Genomic DNA, 18,227 nt, shown 5'->3' on the forward strand with positions numbered 1-18,227 from the left:
GTTTCATCTCCCGATAAGGGCCACACACTGGCTAGTCAGAATGGTAATGTGGTTACTATTCCCAATCAGGGGGAGGTGTGCTTGCGAAGAAAAGTTCAGGATAGTCGGAAACGATGCCACGGACAAACAAGTCGGCTGGCATACGCCTTTCTCTGTCATCTGATAATATGGTGATTGCGGATTGAGAATATTGAAGAATCACTAATCTCTATTGATATCTGATAGACCCAGTATAATTTTTCCGGTTTCATAGAACCGCTGTCTGATCTCTTCAGTCTCAATACCTTTCAGAGCCAGGCTACTCAGTCCGCTCATGAGTGAAACCAAAGCAAGTGCAATCGTACGTGGATCAGCATTGGTTCGTGCTTCACCTCTTTTCTGCTGACACGTGATCCCTAATGTGGCTTTTTCGATAATCTTGTTCATATGATCCTGATGAATCGTTCTGATTGTTGGATTACGTGCTGAAAGAGCCAGGATGTCATGAGTGAAACCGATCCGGTTTAAGTCCCTGCCCATGATGATGTCCAGAACATGAAGATATGCATCAAGAACAGGTTCTGTTTTAAAAAATTCAATTGCCTGTTTCTCGATTTCAGCATGGACACTCCTGACAATCTCAACAACCAAATCTTCCTTGTTTGGAAAGTATAAGTACAGGGTCGTCTTACTTACTCCGACGTGGCCAGCGATATCATCAAGAGTAGTTGCGCAGTACCCTTTTTGTGACATCATCTCAAATCCGGCTGAAATGATCTTCTTTTTTGCTTCTTCTCTATATTCAGGGATTACCTTTGGCATAGTCCAAATACAGTATAAGATTTGGGATTGCTTAATGGTTCGTCTTAAAACTTACTCATTGGTAATTATTAATAATAATAAGACCTGATTCATACTTATGAGTATTGAATCTGTTTCTGATGAGATTCATTTAATTATTTTACTCTGGAGGCCAGATAATGCCTGAAGCACTTCCTGTAAACACAATACCTACGCGTATTCCAGCTCTCATGGCAGGAGTGATGCTTGGGCTTTTACTTGCTGCTCTCGACGGGACTATTGTAAGCACTGTGATGCCAACAATCGGACATCAACTCAATGGAATGGATCTCTATGTCTGGCCATTTACCGTGTATCTGCTCGCATCAACATTAGCTATCGTCATTTTTGGAAAATTATCTGATATTTTCGGAAGAAAACCTGTATTCATTACCGGAATCCTGATATTTCTGGTCGGGTCGATTGGTTCTGGTATCTCACCTGATATGATTACCCTTATCCTTTTCAGGACAATACAGGGAATTGGAGGTGGCATACTCATGACTGTATCGTTCATCATGGTTGCAGAGCTCTTCCCAATCTGGCAGAGAGGGAAGTACATGGGTATTTTAGCATCGGTCTATGGAATTGCCAGTATTATCGGCCCTGCCCTTGGGGGGATCATCACTGAAACTGTTGGATGGCAATGGGTATTCTTTCTGAATTTGCCCCTCGGTATGATATCACTTATCATGATCAAAGCCTGGTTTCCTGATCTCCCACCGGTAGCTCATTCTCGTCCCATTGATTATGCAGGGATCATTACATTTACATCTGCGATGATTCCGCTTTTTCTTGCACTATCCCTTGCGGGTTCTTTCTACAGCTGGACTTCATATGAGATCATCGGAATGCTTATTGCAGCACTGATTTTATCAGGTATCTTTATCAGGACACAACTTGGGGCGTCAGAACCTATCATAGCAATCCGGATGTTTAAAAATCGCGTCTATTCGATTACAATGACAATGGCATTTCTTTCAAATGCCTTATTTTATGTGGCGATTATCTACCTTCCTCTTTTTATGCAGGATGTCCTGAAAACCGGTGCAAGTACCGCCGGGCTTGTAATTACTCCTATGGTACTTTCTATGATTCTTGCAGCGGTCATTACTGGTCAGATGATCTCACGGACCAGGCGGTACCGTAATCTGGCCTTATCTGGTTTTGTTCTAATTGGAATATCTACTGCGATCTTTGCCCTGTTAAAGCCGGATACGTCATTTGAGGTGATTGTTGTAGGTTCCATCCTTCTTGGGTATGGTTCTGGAATTATGCATCCACTCCTCTCAATTGCAGCACAAAACGCCTTTACTCAAAAAGAGATTGGAGTTATCACATCGTCACTACAATTTTCCCGGAACATGGGGGCTACTATAATAACCCCTCTTCTGGGGGTTATCATGTACGGTGCTCTTGAGACCTCGAAAGGTTCGATTGATATCACTACCGTTTCACCTGATGTTTTAACACATGCGATTGCTCTTGTATTTGGCGTATGCCTGATTCTCGTAGTAATTGCATTTTCTGCAACATGGCTTCTTGAAGATGTAAGGCTGGCTCCACGGACCGCCATTGAACAAGATGGGCCTTCTTTGAAAGAGATGAGTTCATGACTGGAAAACATCTTCACTTATTGATAAGGCCCCTTTTTCTGGCTCTCCTCATTTTAAACGGTTTGATATTTGTAGCAAGCTTACCTGCACTTTTCGATCCTGACCTTGCACTTCGTATTCACAGCGATCTGTATCCTGAAAGTGGAATGCTGATGATCTTTTTGAAATCGGTAATCTGTTTTTTTTCTGGTGTAACATACCTGATTGCAGCGTACGGATACTATCGCAGGTCGTTATTTGTTTTTGCCGGAGTACTGGGTTCTGTTCCTTTCTTCCTGCTTTATCTTGTTGAACTTGCAGCCTGGGGGACTTTTTACCTGCCTGTTTGGTTAGGTTTCACGACATTCGGATTGGCAAGCCTTATCATCATGACTGGCTCATGGATCTCACTGGAAACGACTATTTCAGAGCGTGATAAACATATTTCGCAGAGTTCCCCTTCCTGAAGATATACCTGGCAGACTATATCTGACTGCCATGCCAGGTAGAAACGAGTCAATTACTGAATTTGATGCACACCTCTTGAGACTTTCAATTCGTCATGTGGTCTGCCTGACTCCAATAAAGGAAGTAATTGAAAAATCGCCAGATTATTACTCGACAATATCAACTGGAAAACACCCCTGACTGTTTCATCATTTCCCGATTCCTGATTTTGGAGTTCCAGATGATCGGGATGGATTTCTCTTTCTTTCCCAGCTTATGGCGAAGAATATCTTCGCCGGAGATGCAGTTCTCGCTCATTGTGGGGCTGGTATCGGAAGAACCGGAACCTTTGCCATGGTTATTGTTATGGCCCTCGGGATGAGTCGTCAGGACGGGGCTGCTGCTGTGCGAATGGCAGATGCCGAGCCAGAAGGGATAAGCCAGCAGGTCCTCATTGACTGGTGTGCAGATGAACTTCAGAAGAAGAACGAAATAGAAGAGACCTGAAAATCTGAGTAATGCGAATCCTTCTCATCCTTGCCCATCCGGATATCTCAAGTTTAAATTATTCCATTGCCCAGGCGGTAAGGCTGGCACTATCGAAGAAGGGTCATGATGTCATCTTTCATGATCTGTACGCTGAAGCCTTTGATCCGATCCTTCCTGCACATGAGATCCCGCGTGATGTTTCTCTTGATCCGGTGGTAGAAAGGCATTGTTCTGAACTTGTTCAGGCAGAAGGAATTGTCATTGTTCACCCTAATTGGTGGGGTCAGCCTCCTGCGATCCTCACCGGGTGGATTGATCGAATTATCAGGCCCGGTGTTGCCTATCGCTTTGTTGAAAATGATAGTGGCGAAGGTGTGCCTGAAGGGCTGCTCAAAGCTCGGGCAGTCCTTGTGATCAATACCTCAAATACCAGAGAAGAAAGGGAGAATCTGGTCTTTGGTGATCCACTTGAGCGTATCTGGCGTGACTGCGTCTTTGGTCTGTGTGGTGTCACAGAATTTCATCGCCGAATTCTCCGTATTGTTGTGACCAGTACAGTTGAGCAACGTGATGCATGGATTCGGGAGATGGGCGATCTTGCTGTCCACATTTTTTCACACTCCCAGGATCAGGGAGATGTCATACCGCTGAAGAATGAGGGGTAGGGGAGGGTCCTGAAATGGCCTGGAGAAATTAATCTTCTTTTTTCTCGGGTGCAGCAGGGATTGCCTGCAGATACATTTTATAATACTCATCAAAGTAGTCAGCCTTATCAAGGCCTCCAAGTTCAAGAGGAGATGCCCAGCGGTATTCTTCATGCTCACTGCTTATGGCCAGTCCTCCGCTTACCATAGATCCGATCATCACCAGGTGAACAACTCTCCATTCATCAGTCTCCTGCATGGCAGTTCCTGCAGCGGTATGAATCACTACCTGAAATCCGGTTTCTTCAAGAACTTCACGCTTTAAAGCCGCGTCAAAGGTTTCCGCGTCATCAATTTTTCCTCCTGGAAGTTCCCATTTCCCTGGATTGGTCTTTGATGATTGTGAGCGTTTCAGTACGAGTATATGCCCTTGTTGATCAAAAAGAACGATCCTGACTGAAAGAGCGAATGCTTTCGGTGCCATACTACAAGGTCACCTCCAGTCAGGGATAATCATTGTGTTTGCGTAGGTGACTTCCCAAAAAAGAATAAAGAAATGGTTTCAGTTCAGAGATGAAACTAATGCCGTTACCAGAGTCCTGAACGAGCACCCTTATTAGTTGAACCATGGGTGTAGGGGTCATAGGATCCCGTATCTGCTATTACAGTTGACGGTTTTGGCATAGTATAGAGAGTAGCTCCTGGATATCTTGACTTTATCCGGTCCCAGGTTGTTTTAGCTGCTTCATAGTACTCGTTTGCATCGTCATACAAGGAACTGTCAGAGGTTACAGGAGAATAGAAACTATCTCCAAGACTTGATGCATCTTCATACTCATCTCCTGATTTCCATGTATAGTAAATAAATGCATTGATGTCGGTTGCATTGCTATAAAGGGAAGGACTGATATTCATTTTTGAAATCTTTCCCTGGACGGTCCTGAGATCTGTCAGAGCCGTTCCGGTTGGCAGGGTCTTGTTTGAGAGGCCATATATTGTCTTATTTGCCTGTTCCAAAAAGTCCTTGTCTTGATAAGGTCCGGAAGCCGGTGATGGTTTGAGGGAAAATCCAACCATCGGAAGAGCAGATGCCTGCAGTGGCAGTAAACAGACTGCACAGAGACCGAGGATGAGCAGCAATGCGGTACGGTTGATCATATTATCCGGTCAGGTTTACCGTGTATGGGGATAAGGTTTCTTGGAAATTAATGTGCTATCAGTTTACTAATATCAGAAAAGTGCAGTCTAGCCTCAGCCCTTATCCCCACGAAACTCAATCAATACATACAGTATGTTCTCGTTCCTATCAGATTTTACTGCAAGGCTGATGCGGGTAGGCGATGTACAGCGCCAGAGTTTTCTCCACTTTGGGACGAGCGTTGCAGTAATGGTCCTTGGATTTCTCTCCACGATGGCCATCACCCATCTCACCGGATCACCCTCTGTTCCCGGAGGGCTCTTTCTCTTCCTCTCGTATCTGGGAATATTCAGCCTTATTAGCAGCGGTGGGCTTGGTGGGGCAGCAATCGCCTATATGAGTCCTGTAAAACAGCGTGAAGAGTACTTTTCTGCATACCTTGCCCTGCGGATTCTCCTACTTGTAGTCTCACTTTTTGTTCTGGTTCTTTTTGCACCACTCTTGTATGATCTTTCAGTAACCGGACTCTTTCCCTGGCTACTTGGAGCGGTTGCTGTCACATCACTCTCTGATATTGTAGGAACATGGGTATACGGTACAGGCAGGGCTGGTTTTTTGCAGATTAGCACCCTGGTAAATAACCTTATCCGAATTATCGTCCAGACCCTGGCAGTTGTAGCAGGGTTCGGAGTTGCCGGTCTTGCTGGAGGAGTTGTGGCCGGTCTCGTTGCCGGCCTCATCTACCTTGTTCCACTCTGCAGGTTCAGGCCCGTCTTGTTCAACGCAAAGGCTGCAGAGAATCTGATCCGGTTTTCGTTCTGGTCGCTTCTTGCATCTGGTGGAATGGTTCTGTACGGGAATATTGATACTATCCTGCTCGGGTATTTTGCCTCCACAAGCGAGGTTGGGCTGTATAGAATCCCCCTCCAACTGGCTTCGTTCTCACTTTTTTCTGCCCTGGCACTTCAGACTATACTCTATCCTAAGTTTGTTGCCTGGAATAATGAAGGCAGAAGAGATTTGATCTCTGCATATCTTGCAAGTGCCCTGTCATACTCACTTCTTCTGGCTTTACCTGTGTGCATTGGTGGCTCATATCTGGGAGGCCGTCTCCTCTATTTCCTCTATGGTTCACCCTACGAGGCAGCCTGGCCTGTATTGATCCTCCTTCTGATTACCCAAGTTGCATATGTTTTTGTCTATCTCTGGTCCATGGCCCTGGGTGCTCTTGGAATACCCCGGGCTGGGGCAATGGCTGCTCTGATAGCATCTGTGGTAAACATACCTCTGAACCTGATCCTCATTCCCGGGTTTGGCATAACCGGTGCTGCCGCTGCAATTCTTATCACTGTTATTGTTCATGCCTGCTGTGCATATAAGTTCTTAAAACCCCATATCCGGTTGACTCCTGATTTCAGAGCACTTCGATCAATCTCTCTTGCAACCGGAATTATGGTAGTCTGTGTTGTATGTTTTGTCGCATTGATCCCTCCCACAACTGTAGAAGTGGTTGCTGCAGCAGTTGGAGTCGGAGGTGGGATCTATCTCCTGACTCTGATCAGACTTGAACATGGTATTGACTCGGCACTTCGCAGGATGATACAGGAGATGGGAATCGTCCTCCCCGAATGGCTGTGAAATTCTTTTCTCCTGCCTGCTGTTTTTCCTGTTAATCGGCACTCATATCTTCTATTGAAATAAGACAATAGAACATGACTCCGAAGGTCCTGTATTGTATTGTCATTCTGGTATGCCTGATTTTCTTAGCCGGATGTACGTCAGAACCTTCACCAATCTCGCCAGCTTCTAATTCTTCTCAAACTCCTGCTTCAACCTTAACTCCTGTGGAGCCGGTTCATGTCAATGCACCAGAAACTCCTGTTCCAATGGCCTCATCTGGCACGATTCCGGATATTAAGAACCCTTCTCCCGTGCCATCAATCTCCCCTGTTCGAACGGTTATGCCGGACTGGACCCAGGATCCCCTGGTTGGGTTTCGGGATTCTATCATTCTCTCTTTGGATAACCTCCAGTCAGGTAAGGAGGGTCTTATCCTGACCTATCGGTCCGGCGATATTGCCAGGGTACAACAGAAAGCAAATGAATATGCCCTTATGGTCAGGCGAAACAGTGAACTTTCAGATGTTCCTACAAAGATGGACTTTGTCAGGCTGAATTATTATGACTATATTGATCAAACTGAACAGGTTGCCAAAAACTTCAAGGATGGTGCAGCCCGTTATTTGGCATCAGACAAGGCATCAGCAACCTCATTCTTTGAAGCCGGTATAATGGCGTCAGACCGTGCAGACATTTCTGACAAAAGGATCAGGACTTTTCTCAGTGAACATGTCAGGCAGGTCCAGATAAACCAGACCTGAATAAAAAAATCCTGCCCAATATTTCTCATCTTTTCTGGCTTGTATTTGTTTTTACCAGTATTCCTGGTTTTATTAACACAGATATCCCCTGGGGAACAGATCGAATCACTTATTGATGGATAAGATAAATGGGATCTATCAGCTGCATCCTTCCTTCTGCAGTCTTCTGATATCCTAATGTGATACCATGAGAGAACGGTTTGAAAATTGTCTTTTGAACGGCAGAATTGTCCCGGTGATGCCAGATTGGGATTACATCCTTCTAGAGTTGTCTGAAGCAGACCGGGATCTTACTGCCTCACAAAGGGCAGACACACATCATGACTGTAAATGGGCAATTATCACAGCTTACTCCTCTATGTATCATTCCTATCGATCACTCATCATGGTAAAAGGGTACCAGGAGAAAAGTGAATCCTGCCTTCGTGAAGCTCTTGATGCCCTCTATGTTGAGGAAGGAGCCCTAGATCCTGCACTTCTTGCCGGGTTTCGTGAAGCGAAGCATTTGTATAACCAGGCACTTTATGATGGTGTTTATAGTGAGCCGTCATCAAAATGGATCATAGAGTCTGCTAAAGCTATACGTGAAGCGGTCAGAGGTCTGATCCCTGTAGATCCGTATTAATATACATATAGATCATGATGTCTTCTCAGATAGTTTCTCACCTTTTCTGATTCAATCCATCCTTTATCCAGTTCATCAATTATTTTGTCTATTGCAAGAATCTGTTCATATATCTGTTCTCTCCTCTGAGGTTCTATCTCTTCAGACAGGATATCAATTATAGTCAGAGGGTTGCGGATCTTATCATTAAGTGTTGCTAGAGTGCCCATATTCATATCAATCTGACTAATTGCCTCCCGCATTTTTTGTTCATTTTTCTTCCGGTCAGAGATGTCACGAGCGATAGAGAGGAGTAATTTTCTCCCCCTGAAGGTAAAGAGGTGTGAACTTACTTCCATGGGTATCTTCTCGCCTGTTCTTGTTATGTGGATTACTTCATACATCGCATGGCCGTTTTCGTAAACTTCAATAACCTGTTCTCTGTATTTATTCCAGCAATTTTCAGCAAGAATGTCCCAGGGTGTCAGGCAGAGCATTTCATCATAGGTATACCCAAGGAGTTCGTATGCTTTTCTGTTTACGTTGAGAAAAGGAACCGGGAACATATCAGGGATAAAATCATAGAGATAAATGGCATCATTTGCATTCTCAAAGACAGCACGAAACCGCTCTTCACTCTCTCTAAGAGCCTCTTCCATAGATCTCCGCTCCTGGACTTCTGCGAGCAGTTCTGCGTTTAGAGATTCAAGGTCCCTAGTTCTCTCCTTGAGGGCCTGATTTACGTTCTCAAGTTCGATTAGTCTCTCCTGCAACTCTGGAAAGTAGTTCTTCCTGACTGATGACTCGCCGAGCCCGATGATCTTCTGTCGTTGGTTCTTCCAATCTGGAACTTTTTCAAAGTGCTCTGGCATAAATCTGTTCAATATCCCTGATATCTGGTTCTCTTGGGTTTGTTGCAAGACAGGGATCATGGATTGCATTTCTGGCAAGCTCTGGGATACTATCCCTGGAGACTCCAATCTGTCTGAACCGCTGAACAATCCCAACAGACTCCCTCAGTTTTGTTAGAGCCTGGATCAATTCTCTTTTGCATTGTTCAGTATCTAAAGATTGGTACTCAACTCCAAGAGTTCTTCCGATACTCAGGTACCGCTCCGGACAGGCTGAAAAGTTAAACTCAATTGCACTTTCTAACAAGAGAGCATTGCATTCTCCATGGGGGAGATCATACTCCCCTCCAAGGCTATGGGCCATGGCATGTACAATCCCAAGACTTGCATTGGAAAATGCCAGACCAGCAAGAAGACTACCGAGAAGAGTCTGGTACCGGTAATGCAGGTTTTCAGGATTCTGGTATGCAAGCGGGAGATATGTGCTCATAATCCTGATAGATTCAAGAGCATGGATATCGGTCACCGGTGAACTGGCATTTGAGACATACGCCTCAATACTGTGGACGATAGCATCCATCCCGGTATGGGCAGTAAGCTCCTTTGGGAGGGTTGTGAGCGGAACCGGATCGATTAACGAGATGTCTGGGACAATTTTCTTGCTAATTATGGTTATTTTTACTTTTTTCCTGCTGTCATTGATTACGGCAAACTGTGAAACATCTGCAGCTGATCCTGCAGTGGTTGGAATACAGATGAGGGGTGGAGATGATACTGGAATGTTGTCTACCCCTTCATAGTCCAGAATGTGGGAATGGTTGTTGACTACTATGCCTATCCCTTTTGCACAATCGATCGGACTTCCTCCCCCGATAGCAACGAGAGCATCACACCCGGATTTGCGATAGAGGTCTGCCCCTTTCATGACTTCATAGTCCCTGGGGTTAGGAAGTACATCTGAAAATATTGTATATCTGATTCCTTCTACAGTAAGACTTTCAAGGATCGAGGAGATCCATCCGGTTTTGAGCATGTGATCATCGGTTACCACCATCACATGGGATACGCTGTAATTTTTTGCGTATCTTCCTGCGAGTAATCTGGCATCTTCACCGATTATAAATTCAGGGGCTACAAACTTTCTCAGTTCATGTCTGATGTCAGCCATCCTCACCCCATCCTTTACCCTTACCTTAGAAGATATGGTTGACTCATGACCATATAAGTGCAACTCTTTAATCTGATATTCACCGGCATCCATCGCTCTTTTTTGATGAAATCATTAAATCATCGTACATCAAAATCAAAATAATTCGGAACGTTTGCAGGTGGAAAGGATGGAATATCAAAGTGACTCAAAAACAGTACTAATAGAAGATGGGCTATTAGTATCTGAAATCTCTCAGTTTCATGATCAGGTAAAAGCAGGAAAGGTAACCTCTGCTTCAGCAGTTCCTCATTTTTCTGCTCTCGATCCTGATCAGGATGCTGCTCTTCATGCTCTATTTGCTGAACTTGTTGAACGAACAAGCACACTAGAGCATCAGGTCGCAGAATATCGTTCAATTCTGGATGCGGTTCCATATCCGATCCATGTCACAGACAATGACATGAAATGGACGTACATGAATCAGTCGTTTGAAAAACTTCTTATCGAGAATAAGGTTATCAAAAATCGTGAATCTGCGTATGGCATGCCGTGCCGTACTGCGAATGCAAATATCTGCGGTTCTGAAGAATGTGGCATTCATCAACTTCAGACTACTGGTAAAAACGAGACCTATTTTGACTGGCTTGGGGCATCCTGCAAGCAGACAACTGCTCCTGTGCTTGATGCAGACGGAAACAAGGTTGGGTATGTGGAAGTTGTCTATGATCTTACAGAGCAGATGGATCAGATTGCCTACTACCAGTCGATTCTTGATGCAGTTCCGTATCCGATTCATGTTACTGACATTGACATGAAGTGGACATATCTGAATAAGTCGTTTGAGAAACTTCTTATTGAGAATAAGGTCATCAAAAACCGTGAATCTGCATATGGCATGCCGTGCCGTACTGCGAATGCAAATATCTGCGGTTCTGAAGAATGCGGTATTCACCAGCTCCAGACATCTGGTAAAAATGAAACGTATTTTGACTGGCTTGGAGCATCCTGCAAGCAGACGACAGCTCCGGTGCTTGATGCCAAGGGGAAGACTGTCGGTTATGTCGAGGTGGTTCATGATCTAACAGAACAGATGAACCAGATAGCATATTATCAGTCAATCCTGGATGCAGTTCCGTATCCGATTCATGTCACTGACACTGATATGAAGTGGACGTACCTCAACAAGTCATTTGAAAAACTTCTCATTGAAAACAAGGTCATCAAAAACCGTGAATCCGCATATGGCATGCCTTGCCGCACCGCGAATGCAAATATCTGCGGTTCAGAAGAATGTGGCATTCATCAACTTCAGACTACTGGTAAAAATGAAACGTATTTTGACTGGCTTGGAGCATCCTGCAAACAGACGACCGCCCCGGTGCTTGATGCAAAAGGCCAGACTGTTGGTTATGTCGAGGTGGTTCATGACCTCACAGAGCAGATGAATCAGATCGCATATTATCAATCAATCCTTGATGCGGTTCCCTACCCGATTCATGTTACTGATAATGACATGAAATGGACGTACCTGAATAAGTCGTTTGAGACTCTTCTGGTTGAGAATAAGGTCATAAAAAACCGTGAATCTGCATATGGCATGCCATGTCGCACTGCAAATGCAAACATCTGTGGCACAAATGAATGTGGTATCAACCAGCTTCTAACGTCAGGTAAGAATGAAACGTATTTTGACTGGCTTGGAGCATCCTGCAAACAGACGACCGCCCCGGTGCTTGATGCCAAAGGAAACCGCGTCGGTTTTGTTGAGACTGTTCAGGATCTGACTGAACAGATGAATCAGATAGCTTATTATCAATCGATTCTCGATGCTGTCCCGTATCCGGTTCATGTCACTGACAATGATATGAAATGGAAGTACATGAACAAAGCGTTTGAAAAACTTCTCGTTGATAACAAGGAGATTAAAGATCGCGAGTCTGCATATGGTATGCCGTGTCGTACTGCGAATGCAAACATCTGTGGTACAAATGATTGTGGTATCCACAAGCTTCGCACAACCGGTAACGATGAGACATATTTTGACTGGCATGGTGCCTCCTGTAAACAGACAACTGCTCCGGTTCTTGACGCAAAAGGTGAAACTGTCGGGTATGTTGAGACAGTTCAGGATCTCAGTGAACAGGTCAGCTTAATCGCATTCCTAAAAACTGAAGTCACCCGGGTTACCACAAATCTGCAATCTCTCTCCGCCGGGGAACTCAATCTGAATATGGAAATAACGAAAGCAGATGCCTATACTGCTGAAGCTCACGAATCTTTTGTTGCTATCGATGAAAATCTGTTGAACCTAAAAAAGACTCTGGAGATGCTTGTATCTGATATCCAGGCTCTTTCAGCTGCTGCTGTTGCAGGGAAACTGGAGGTTCGTGCAGATACAGGCAAGCATCTTGGGAACTTCAGGAAGATTGTTGAAGGTGTCAACTCCACTCTGGACAGTGTGATCGTTCCGGTGAAAGAGGCACTACGGGTTTCGAAAGAGTACTCTGAATATAACTTCAAAGCCCGGATGGATCCCAACCTGAATGTCCAAGGTGAATGGATCGATTTCAGGGATGCACTCAATAATATTGGTTCCCAGATTGCCGGTGCAGTCGCTATGATAAATAATCAACTCCTTGACCTGGCTTCAAATGCGGAGGAGGCAACTGCAAGTATTGAAGAAGTATCAGAGGGTGCCCAGCAGATTGCCAGGAATGCAGGGAGTGTCAGTTCAAACGCAGCTTCAGGTGAGGATGGGATTGTTCAGGTTCTCAAAGCGATGGAGGATCTCAACCTCACAGTAGGGGAGGTGTCACGCCGGGCAGAACAGGTTTCAACCACGGCGACGCTTGCAAACGATTTCTCCAAGAAAGGGGTTGCACTTGCCGAGCAATCAGAAGGCGCAATGCAGGAGATAAGGCGTTCTTCTGAAGAGGTAGGTCAGATTGTTACTGAAATTAACAGACAGATGGAAGAGATCGGAAAGATCGTCCGATTGATATCTGATATTGCAAATCAGACTAATCTCCTCGCCCTTAATGCAGCAATCGAGGCTGCAAGGGCCGGAGAAGCAGGTCGCGGATTTGCTGTTGTAGCTGCGGAAGTTAAGTCTCTTGCCCAGGATTCACGCCAGTCTGCAGAGAATATTGCAGATATGATCTCAACACTCCAGGATAAGGCCCGCAAAGCAAACGACGCCATGGGTAAGGCAGGGAGTGCTGTTGAGCAGGGAAGTGCTTCACTCGCTCAAACACTTGGTTCATTTAACCAGATTGTCGTATCGATCGATGAGATCACCAGAAATGCAACTGATGTAGCTTCATCTTCAGAGGAACAGGCCGCCTCAGTTGAAGAAGTTACGGCAAGTATTCATGAGGTCTCTGGACTTATCCAGAGCACGACAAAAGACGCAGGGGACGCTGCTGCTGCAACAGAAGAAGCATCAGCATCAATTGAACAGATCAGCAAGATTGTCAGCAATGTGAGTGGCATTGCAGATTCTGTATCGCGTGAGATGTCAAAGTTCAAGGTCTGATCACTCTCCCGCTTTAGGTTGAGCTCTTTGGGCTATCCTAAATCACTATATTTTTCTCCTGATAATCCCTCCTTACTCTATGTTCAGTCGTTCATTCTGGTTTCATCTTCTTACTCTCATCACTATTGCTATACTTATCTTTACGCCTGTTCAGGCACGTGATACAAATCGCCCGACTCCTGAAGAGATCAACATGGCAGAGTTGTTTTATCCAGATAACGCTGTTTCACATATCTACCATGCAAATTTAAACCCCTCATGGGTTCGAAATGATTCTTTCTGGTACATGGATGCCGGAAAACAGACGACCATGTTTTTCCTTGTAAATACCTCACAAAATTCCAGGACACGACTATTGGATACTGACCGGCTGGTTGCATCCCTTTCTAACGTGAGTGGAAAAGAGATCGATCCCGCTCATCTTCCGATAACAAATATTGCACTTTCACCAGATCTTAATTCTATCAGGTTTGATGCATTTGGAGCATCATGGTCATGTGATCTCTCAGTGTATCACCTCTCTGACATTACGCTTCCTGCTGCTGTTCGTGCAGGGCTTCCATCACCAGATCAACATTATATCGCCTATATCAATGAGAGCAATCTTGCCCTCTACGATACTATGACCGGAGTCTCATCTCAACTTACAACAGATGGTGTACCTGATTATTTTTACGCCAAACGCTCTGATACCGTGAGATACACGGTCACCGAAGCGAGGTTAAACTCTTCTCCAATTCCGTACCTTGTCTGGTCACCGGATTCAACAAAGATTCGCACCTTTAAAGTCGATCAGCGGAATGTCAGCCAGTATTATCTGGTTCAAAATGTCCCGGAGAATGGTTCAGTTAAACCGATCCTATACTCATACAAATTTGCTACTCCCGGTGATACATCCGTCCCTGAATATGAGCCTGTAACCATTAATATCAGTACACGACAGGTAGTTCCGATGCACTGGACTTCTCAACCTGAAACTACCATGATGGATACAGACCAGGACGAATTATCCAGATGGAACAGTATCGGGGATGAGATGTATACCCTGTATCTCGAGAGAGGTGAGAAGACTCTCCGCCTTCTCAAGGAGAATCCTATAACTGGTGATGTCCATGAGGTACTGAATGAGACCGGAGAGACATACCGGGAAGCAAATCTCCAGTATGCTTCAAAACCAAATTTTGCTATACTAGAAAAATCAGGTGATATCATCTGGTTTTCTGAACGTGATGGATGGGGTCATCTCTACCGGTATGATGCAAATGGTACCCTGAAAAACCAGATTACTTCGGGACCCTGGGTGGTTCGTGATCTGCTTGCAGTCGATGAGAATACTTCCACGGTTTATTTCACTGCCAGTGGAAAGGAAATCGGAAACCCGTATTATAAGTACCTCTACCGGGCCAGTCTGGATGGATCTGGTCTCACGCTTCTGACTCCCGGTAATGCTGACCACGAGATTACACTATCACCTGATTTGAGTAGTTTTGTCGAATCATATTCCCGGACAGATCTTCCAACAGTTGCCGATCTCAAATCAATAGACAGGACTCTTCTGATGCATCTGGGTGCTGCGGATGATTCAGATCTGAAAAGCAAAGGATGGGTTTCGCCAGAGCGGGTAACATTTAAAGCACGTGATGGTGTGACAGATCTCTATGGTCTCGTCTTCAGGCCCACTGACTTTGATAAGACTAGAAAATACCCAGTTGTGGATATTGTATATCCCGGTCCGTATACGATTGTGACCGCAACTCAGTATCCATCTGACTCAGGATGGAACTCAAAGATCTTCTGGACAAGTCAGATGCTTGCAGAACTTGGATATGTAGTTGTCACCATGGACGGGCTAGGAACTGCGTACCGCTCAAAAGCATTCCATGATATGAGTTATGCAAACCTGAGTGATTGTGGACTTGCTGATCATATTGCGGGTCTTAAGGATCTGGCAACCCGGTATTCATGGATGGATATCAGCAGAGTAGGTATGTACGGGAAGTCTGCAGGAGGATTCATGACCGCTCAAGCAATGCTTACATATCCTGATTTTTTTAAAGTGGGAGTTGCTGCCTCTGGCGATCAGGATTGTCGTCTTTATGGGTCATTCTGGGGAGAAAAGTATGAGGGATTCCCTGTAAGTGATCGGTACCTGGAGCAGGTCACATCCAAAAAGGCAGCGAATCTGACTGGCAAGCTTCTCCTCTTAACTGGTGATATGGATGATAATGTTCATCCTGCAATGACCATGCAACTCGCTGATGCTCTGGAAAAATCCAACAAAACCTTTGATATGTTCGTGTTCACAAATAAAAATCATGATCTGAACTATGATCCCTACTACCTTCGAAAAATGATGAGGTACTTTGTGGATAATCTGTAAAATTGGAATAATATTATGATTAATCGTTTAAAGTACTCAAAGTCCCGGATATATTTTATTCTGGGGTTCATCCTCCTTTTTAGTTTCACCCCGGTTATTGAGGGCAAAGAACCGATCTCATCCCCGGATGGAACCTGGATTGTTGAACAGTACAGGAACGGGAATGGTGAGTTGATTTCACCTCTTCCTGATGCCCCGATTTCAGCAATGTTCTTGCAGGAGAATCTCACCGGTAAAATGGGATGTAATGAGTATGCCACTCAGTACACTGCAGCCGGTGGGGCTATACTCATTCCCAGTTCTACGGTTACGCAGAATGTCTGTTCACCTTCAGTGAAGGCTCAGGAGGATGAATATCTTCAGGATCTTAAACACGTGGCTCTATACCAGGTTAATGAATCCCGGCTTTCATTGTTTGATGATGATGAGGAACTTCTAGTCTCCTATATTGCACAAGTCTGATTCATAGCAGAATATCTGATACCATGGATCAGTTTTGTGAAAACCACCTTAAATAAGGAAATAGAGAAGATATCAGATCCAGGGAAGGTGATTGTTACACCTTGAATCTTCCCATCTCTAAATTTATCTGGTCTGTTGCCTGTGCTACAATTGAGACTGACCTGGCAATCTGATCAAGTGCAGCAGATGTCTCTTCTGTTGCAGCAGCCGAAGAAACTGCTTCCTCAGCAGTTTGTCATGAAAAACCCGGTCTCTCAGTACCGGGTCAACCATTTTCTGGATCTGGTTCTTGAAGAATAACAGCTGCTTCTCGCAATATTTTTAAAACCTCTTCAATCGAAGTCTTTCTTGGAACCTTCACGTAGACTTTCTTTGTAGGCTTAACAATTCGGTACTGATTATCTTTGTATATCTCATCATTAACCAGAAGGTGCCAGATAATGATCACCATCTTTCTAGCAACACTGACGATAGCTTTCCCATTACCAATAACATCCTTTTTTCCGAGATAGAACGTTTTCAAATCATTATCCCGAGCCTTAACTGCTGCATGAGCTGCCTGAATAAGAATCCATCTTGCCACTCTGGATCCCCGTTTCGTAATTGACCCCGTATACAGTTTATCAGCGGATTGGTATACTCTCGGAACAATTCCAAGCCAACTTGCTAATTTATCGCCTGATGAGAAGTCTTTAACATCACCTATCTCGGCAAGAAGTGTAACTGTAGTAATGTCTCCAATACCAGGAACTGACTTGAGTATCTCATACTCCCTGGGAAAATTGATTAAAGCGTAATTTGTTGAGATATAGGTCAATTCAGTGATTTCCTGATTCAGTGTTTTGATGAGACGAAGACAGGATGCAAGACGTGTTAGAGCCCCTTCCGATAATGTTGTCGTTAAAACCTCTCGCAACACCTCTTCCTTTTTGAGAACAGAAGAAGGTAGTAGAGATAGAATTTCATCTACTTGCATATCGTTAAGAATCCCCTTCATGATCAGGGCACCTGACTTCCCAAATATGTCTGTTAAAACTGAAGACAAGCGGAACAGCTCTGAATCGAGAATATGATGGATCTCATTCTTAATTGAAGAGCGTTTTTGAACGAGTTTGTGCCTCAACCTAATAGTTGAACGGAATTCTCGATGCTCTTTAGGAAAAATTCGGGATGGATGAATCATATCCTTCAGAGTAATAAGTGCAATGAATTCTGAATCGATCTTGTCTGTCTTTTTGTGAGAGAGTGCTTTCATATCTCGGGCATTCCCCACAATTACCTTACAAATTGGGTTAAGAAGATCGAAGATTCTAACCCAGTAGTCACTTGTTGATTCGCAACCAACAGCCTCCACATTATAGGAGATTATCCAGTTTTTGAGTGCAATGAGACCTGATTGTGTTCTATCAAACCGGTTGACCAACTTATCACCGGTTAATGTCAGAATAGTTGCCACGATGAAGGACTTGTGAAGGTCAAGACCAGCGGCTACTTGTATCTGTTCGGTCATAAATATCAGAGGTGATGGGCAGATGAATTGCCTTACAGGCCAATTTGTCATCCGCGATCTACGTCGCACGGTAGCCTGCGAGAGCAATTTAACGGTTAGTTTTTTTCCCAGGATATAATCCTAAAATTAGAACAGCCTGCTCTGCCCATTATCCACTCATACCTGATTACTTAACCGTTTTTCATCAGGGGAGCCTGATGGCTACATCATACCGTTTTTTTG

Annotated in this window: 16 protein-coding genes; 10 read left to right on the plus strand and 6 right to left on the minus strand. The window is 44.5% G+C overall.

Going from position 1 to position 18,227, the window contains the following annotated elements; genetic code table 11:
* Positions 1 to 201: 201 nt before the first annotated feature.
* Complete coding sequence (locus VN429_RS06110) at positions 202 to 801, minus strand: TetR/AcrR family transcriptional regulator (protein ID WP_325630967.1); 600 nt, start codon at positions 799 to 801, stop codon at positions 202 to 204.
* Positions 802 to 959: 158 nt separating this feature from the next.
* Here VN429_RS06110 and VN429_RS06115 point away from each other — a divergent pair, with 158 nt between their 5' ends.
* The 4 genes from VN429_RS06115 (at position 960) to VN429_RS06130 (ending at position 4,015) form a co-directional block, all read left to right on the plus strand.
* Entirely contained in the window at positions 960 to 2,435 is a 1,476-nt protein-coding gene (locus tag VN429_RS06115) for an MDR family MFS transporter (RefSeq protein WP_325630969.1), read from the plus strand.
* Positions 2,432 to 2,881: a hypothetical protein gene (locus tag VN429_RS06120; protein WP_325630971.1), complete on the plus strand. Its 450-nt coding sequence runs from the start codon at positions 2,432 to 2,434 to the stop codon at positions 2,879 to 2,881. Before VN429_RS06115 ends, VN429_RS06120 begins: the two co-directional genes overlap by 4 nt.
* Before the next feature lie 199 nt (positions 2,882 to 3,080).
* Complete coding sequence (locus tag VN429_RS06125; RefSeq protein WP_325630998.1) at positions 3,081 to 3,368, plus strand: phosphatase domain-containing protein; 288 nt, start codon at positions 3,081 to 3,083, stop codon at positions 3,366 to 3,368.
* Positions 3,369 to 3,379: 11 nt separating this feature from the next.
* Positions 3,380 to 4,015, plus strand: a complete 636-nt coding sequence (locus VN429_RS06130; protein ID WP_325630973.1) for an NAD(P)H-dependent oxidoreductase — start codon at positions 3,380 to 3,382, stop codon at positions 4,013 to 4,015.
* Positions 4,016 to 4,043: 28 nt separating this feature from the next.
* On the opposite strand, the gene VN429_RS06135 is transcribed toward VN429_RS06130, so the two are convergent.
* Together VN429_RS06135 and VN429_RS06140 are read right to left on the minus strand one after the other, a co-directional pair.
* Complete coding sequence (locus VN429_RS06135) at positions 4,044 to 4,478, minus strand: NUDIX domain-containing protein (protein ID WP_325630975.1); 435 nt, start codon at positions 4,476 to 4,478, stop codon at positions 4,044 to 4,046.
* Positions 4,479 to 4,582: 104 nt separating this feature from the next.
* Positions 4,583 to 5,152, minus strand: coding sequence for a hypothetical protein (locus VN429_RS06140; RefSeq protein ID WP_325630977.1), 570 nt, complete (start codon positions 5,150 to 5,152; stop codon positions 4,583 to 4,585).
* Positions 5,153 to 5,285: 133 nt separating this feature from the next.
* Here VN429_RS06140 and VN429_RS06145 point away from each other — a divergent pair, with 133 nt between their 5' ends.
* From VN429_RS06145 to VN429_RS06155, 3 genes are all read left to right on the plus strand, one after another.
* Positions 5,286 to 6,770, plus strand: a complete 1,485-nt coding sequence (locus VN429_RS06145) for a flippase (RefSeq protein WP_325630979.1) — start codon at positions 5,286 to 5,288, stop codon at positions 6,768 to 6,770.
* A 74-nt stretch (positions 6,771 to 6,844) separates the two neighbouring features.
* Entirely contained in the window at positions 6,845 to 7,513 is a 669-nt protein-coding gene (locus VN429_RS06150; RefSeq protein WP_325630981.1) for a hypothetical protein, read from the plus strand.
* Between the two features lie 187 nt (positions 7,514 to 7,700).
* On the plus strand, positions 7,701 to 8,138 hold the full coding sequence (locus tag VN429_RS06155) for a HEPN domain-containing protein (RefSeq protein WP_325630983.1): 438 nt from the start codon (positions 7,701 to 7,703) through the stop codon (positions 8,136 to 8,138).
* On the opposite strand, the gene VN429_RS06160 is transcribed toward VN429_RS06155, so the two are convergent.
* Positions 8,135 to 8,989 carry a PAS domain-containing protein gene (locus VN429_RS06160; RefSeq protein ID WP_325630985.1) on the minus strand — a complete coding sequence of 285 codons (855 nt, stop codon included), beginning with the start codon at positions 8,987 to 8,989 and terminating at the stop codon, positions 8,135 to 8,137. The two genes, VN429_RS06155 and VN429_RS06160, sit on opposite strands and share 4 nt — an antisense overlap.
* Positions 8,973 to 10,136 carry an alcohol dehydrogenase-like regulatory protein ErcA gene (gene ercA, locus VN429_RS06165; RefSeq protein WP_325630988.1) on the minus strand — a complete coding sequence of 388 codons (1,164 nt, stop codon included), beginning with the start codon at positions 10,134 to 10,136 and terminating at the stop codon, positions 8,973 to 8,975. Before ercA ends, VN429_RS06160 begins: the two co-directional genes overlap by 17 nt.
* Positions 10,137 to 10,305: 169 nt before the next feature.
* Between ercA and VN429_RS06170 the strand changes: the two genes are divergently transcribed.
* The 3 genes from VN429_RS06170 (at position 10,306) to VN429_RS06180 (ending at position 16,495) form a co-directional block, all read left to right on the plus strand.
* Positions 10,306 to 13,653, plus strand: coding sequence for a methyl-accepting chemotaxis protein (locus VN429_RS06170; protein ID WP_325630990.1), 3,348 nt, complete (start codon positions 10,306 to 10,308; stop codon positions 13,651 to 13,653).
* Between the two features lie 79 nt (positions 13,654 to 13,732).
* Entirely contained in the window at positions 13,733 to 16,033 is a 2,301-nt protein-coding gene (locus tag VN429_RS06175; RefSeq protein ID WP_325630992.1) for a S9 family peptidase, read from the plus strand.
* Between the two features lie 15 nt (positions 16,034 to 16,048).
* Positions 16,049 to 16,495, plus strand: a complete 447-nt coding sequence (locus tag VN429_RS06180; RefSeq protein WP_325630994.1) for an META domain-containing protein — start codon at positions 16,049 to 16,051, stop codon at positions 16,493 to 16,495.
* Between the two features lie 265 nt (positions 16,496 to 16,760).
* Here VN429_RS06180 and VN429_RS06185 read toward each other — a convergent pair whose 3' ends face one another.
* The gene (locus tag VN429_RS06185) at positions 16,761 to 18,005 is read right to left on the minus strand and encodes an IS110 family RNA-guided transposase (protein WP_325630996.1); all 1,245 of its coding nucleotides are present in this window, start codon (positions 18,003 to 18,005) and stop codon (positions 16,761 to 16,763) included.
* Positions 18,006 to 18,227 lie beyond the last annotated feature (222 nt).

Source organism: Methanospirillum sp. (assembly GCF_035560735.1).
GTDB lineage: Archaea > Halobacteriota > Methanomicrobia > Methanomicrobiales > Methanospirillaceae > Methanospirillum.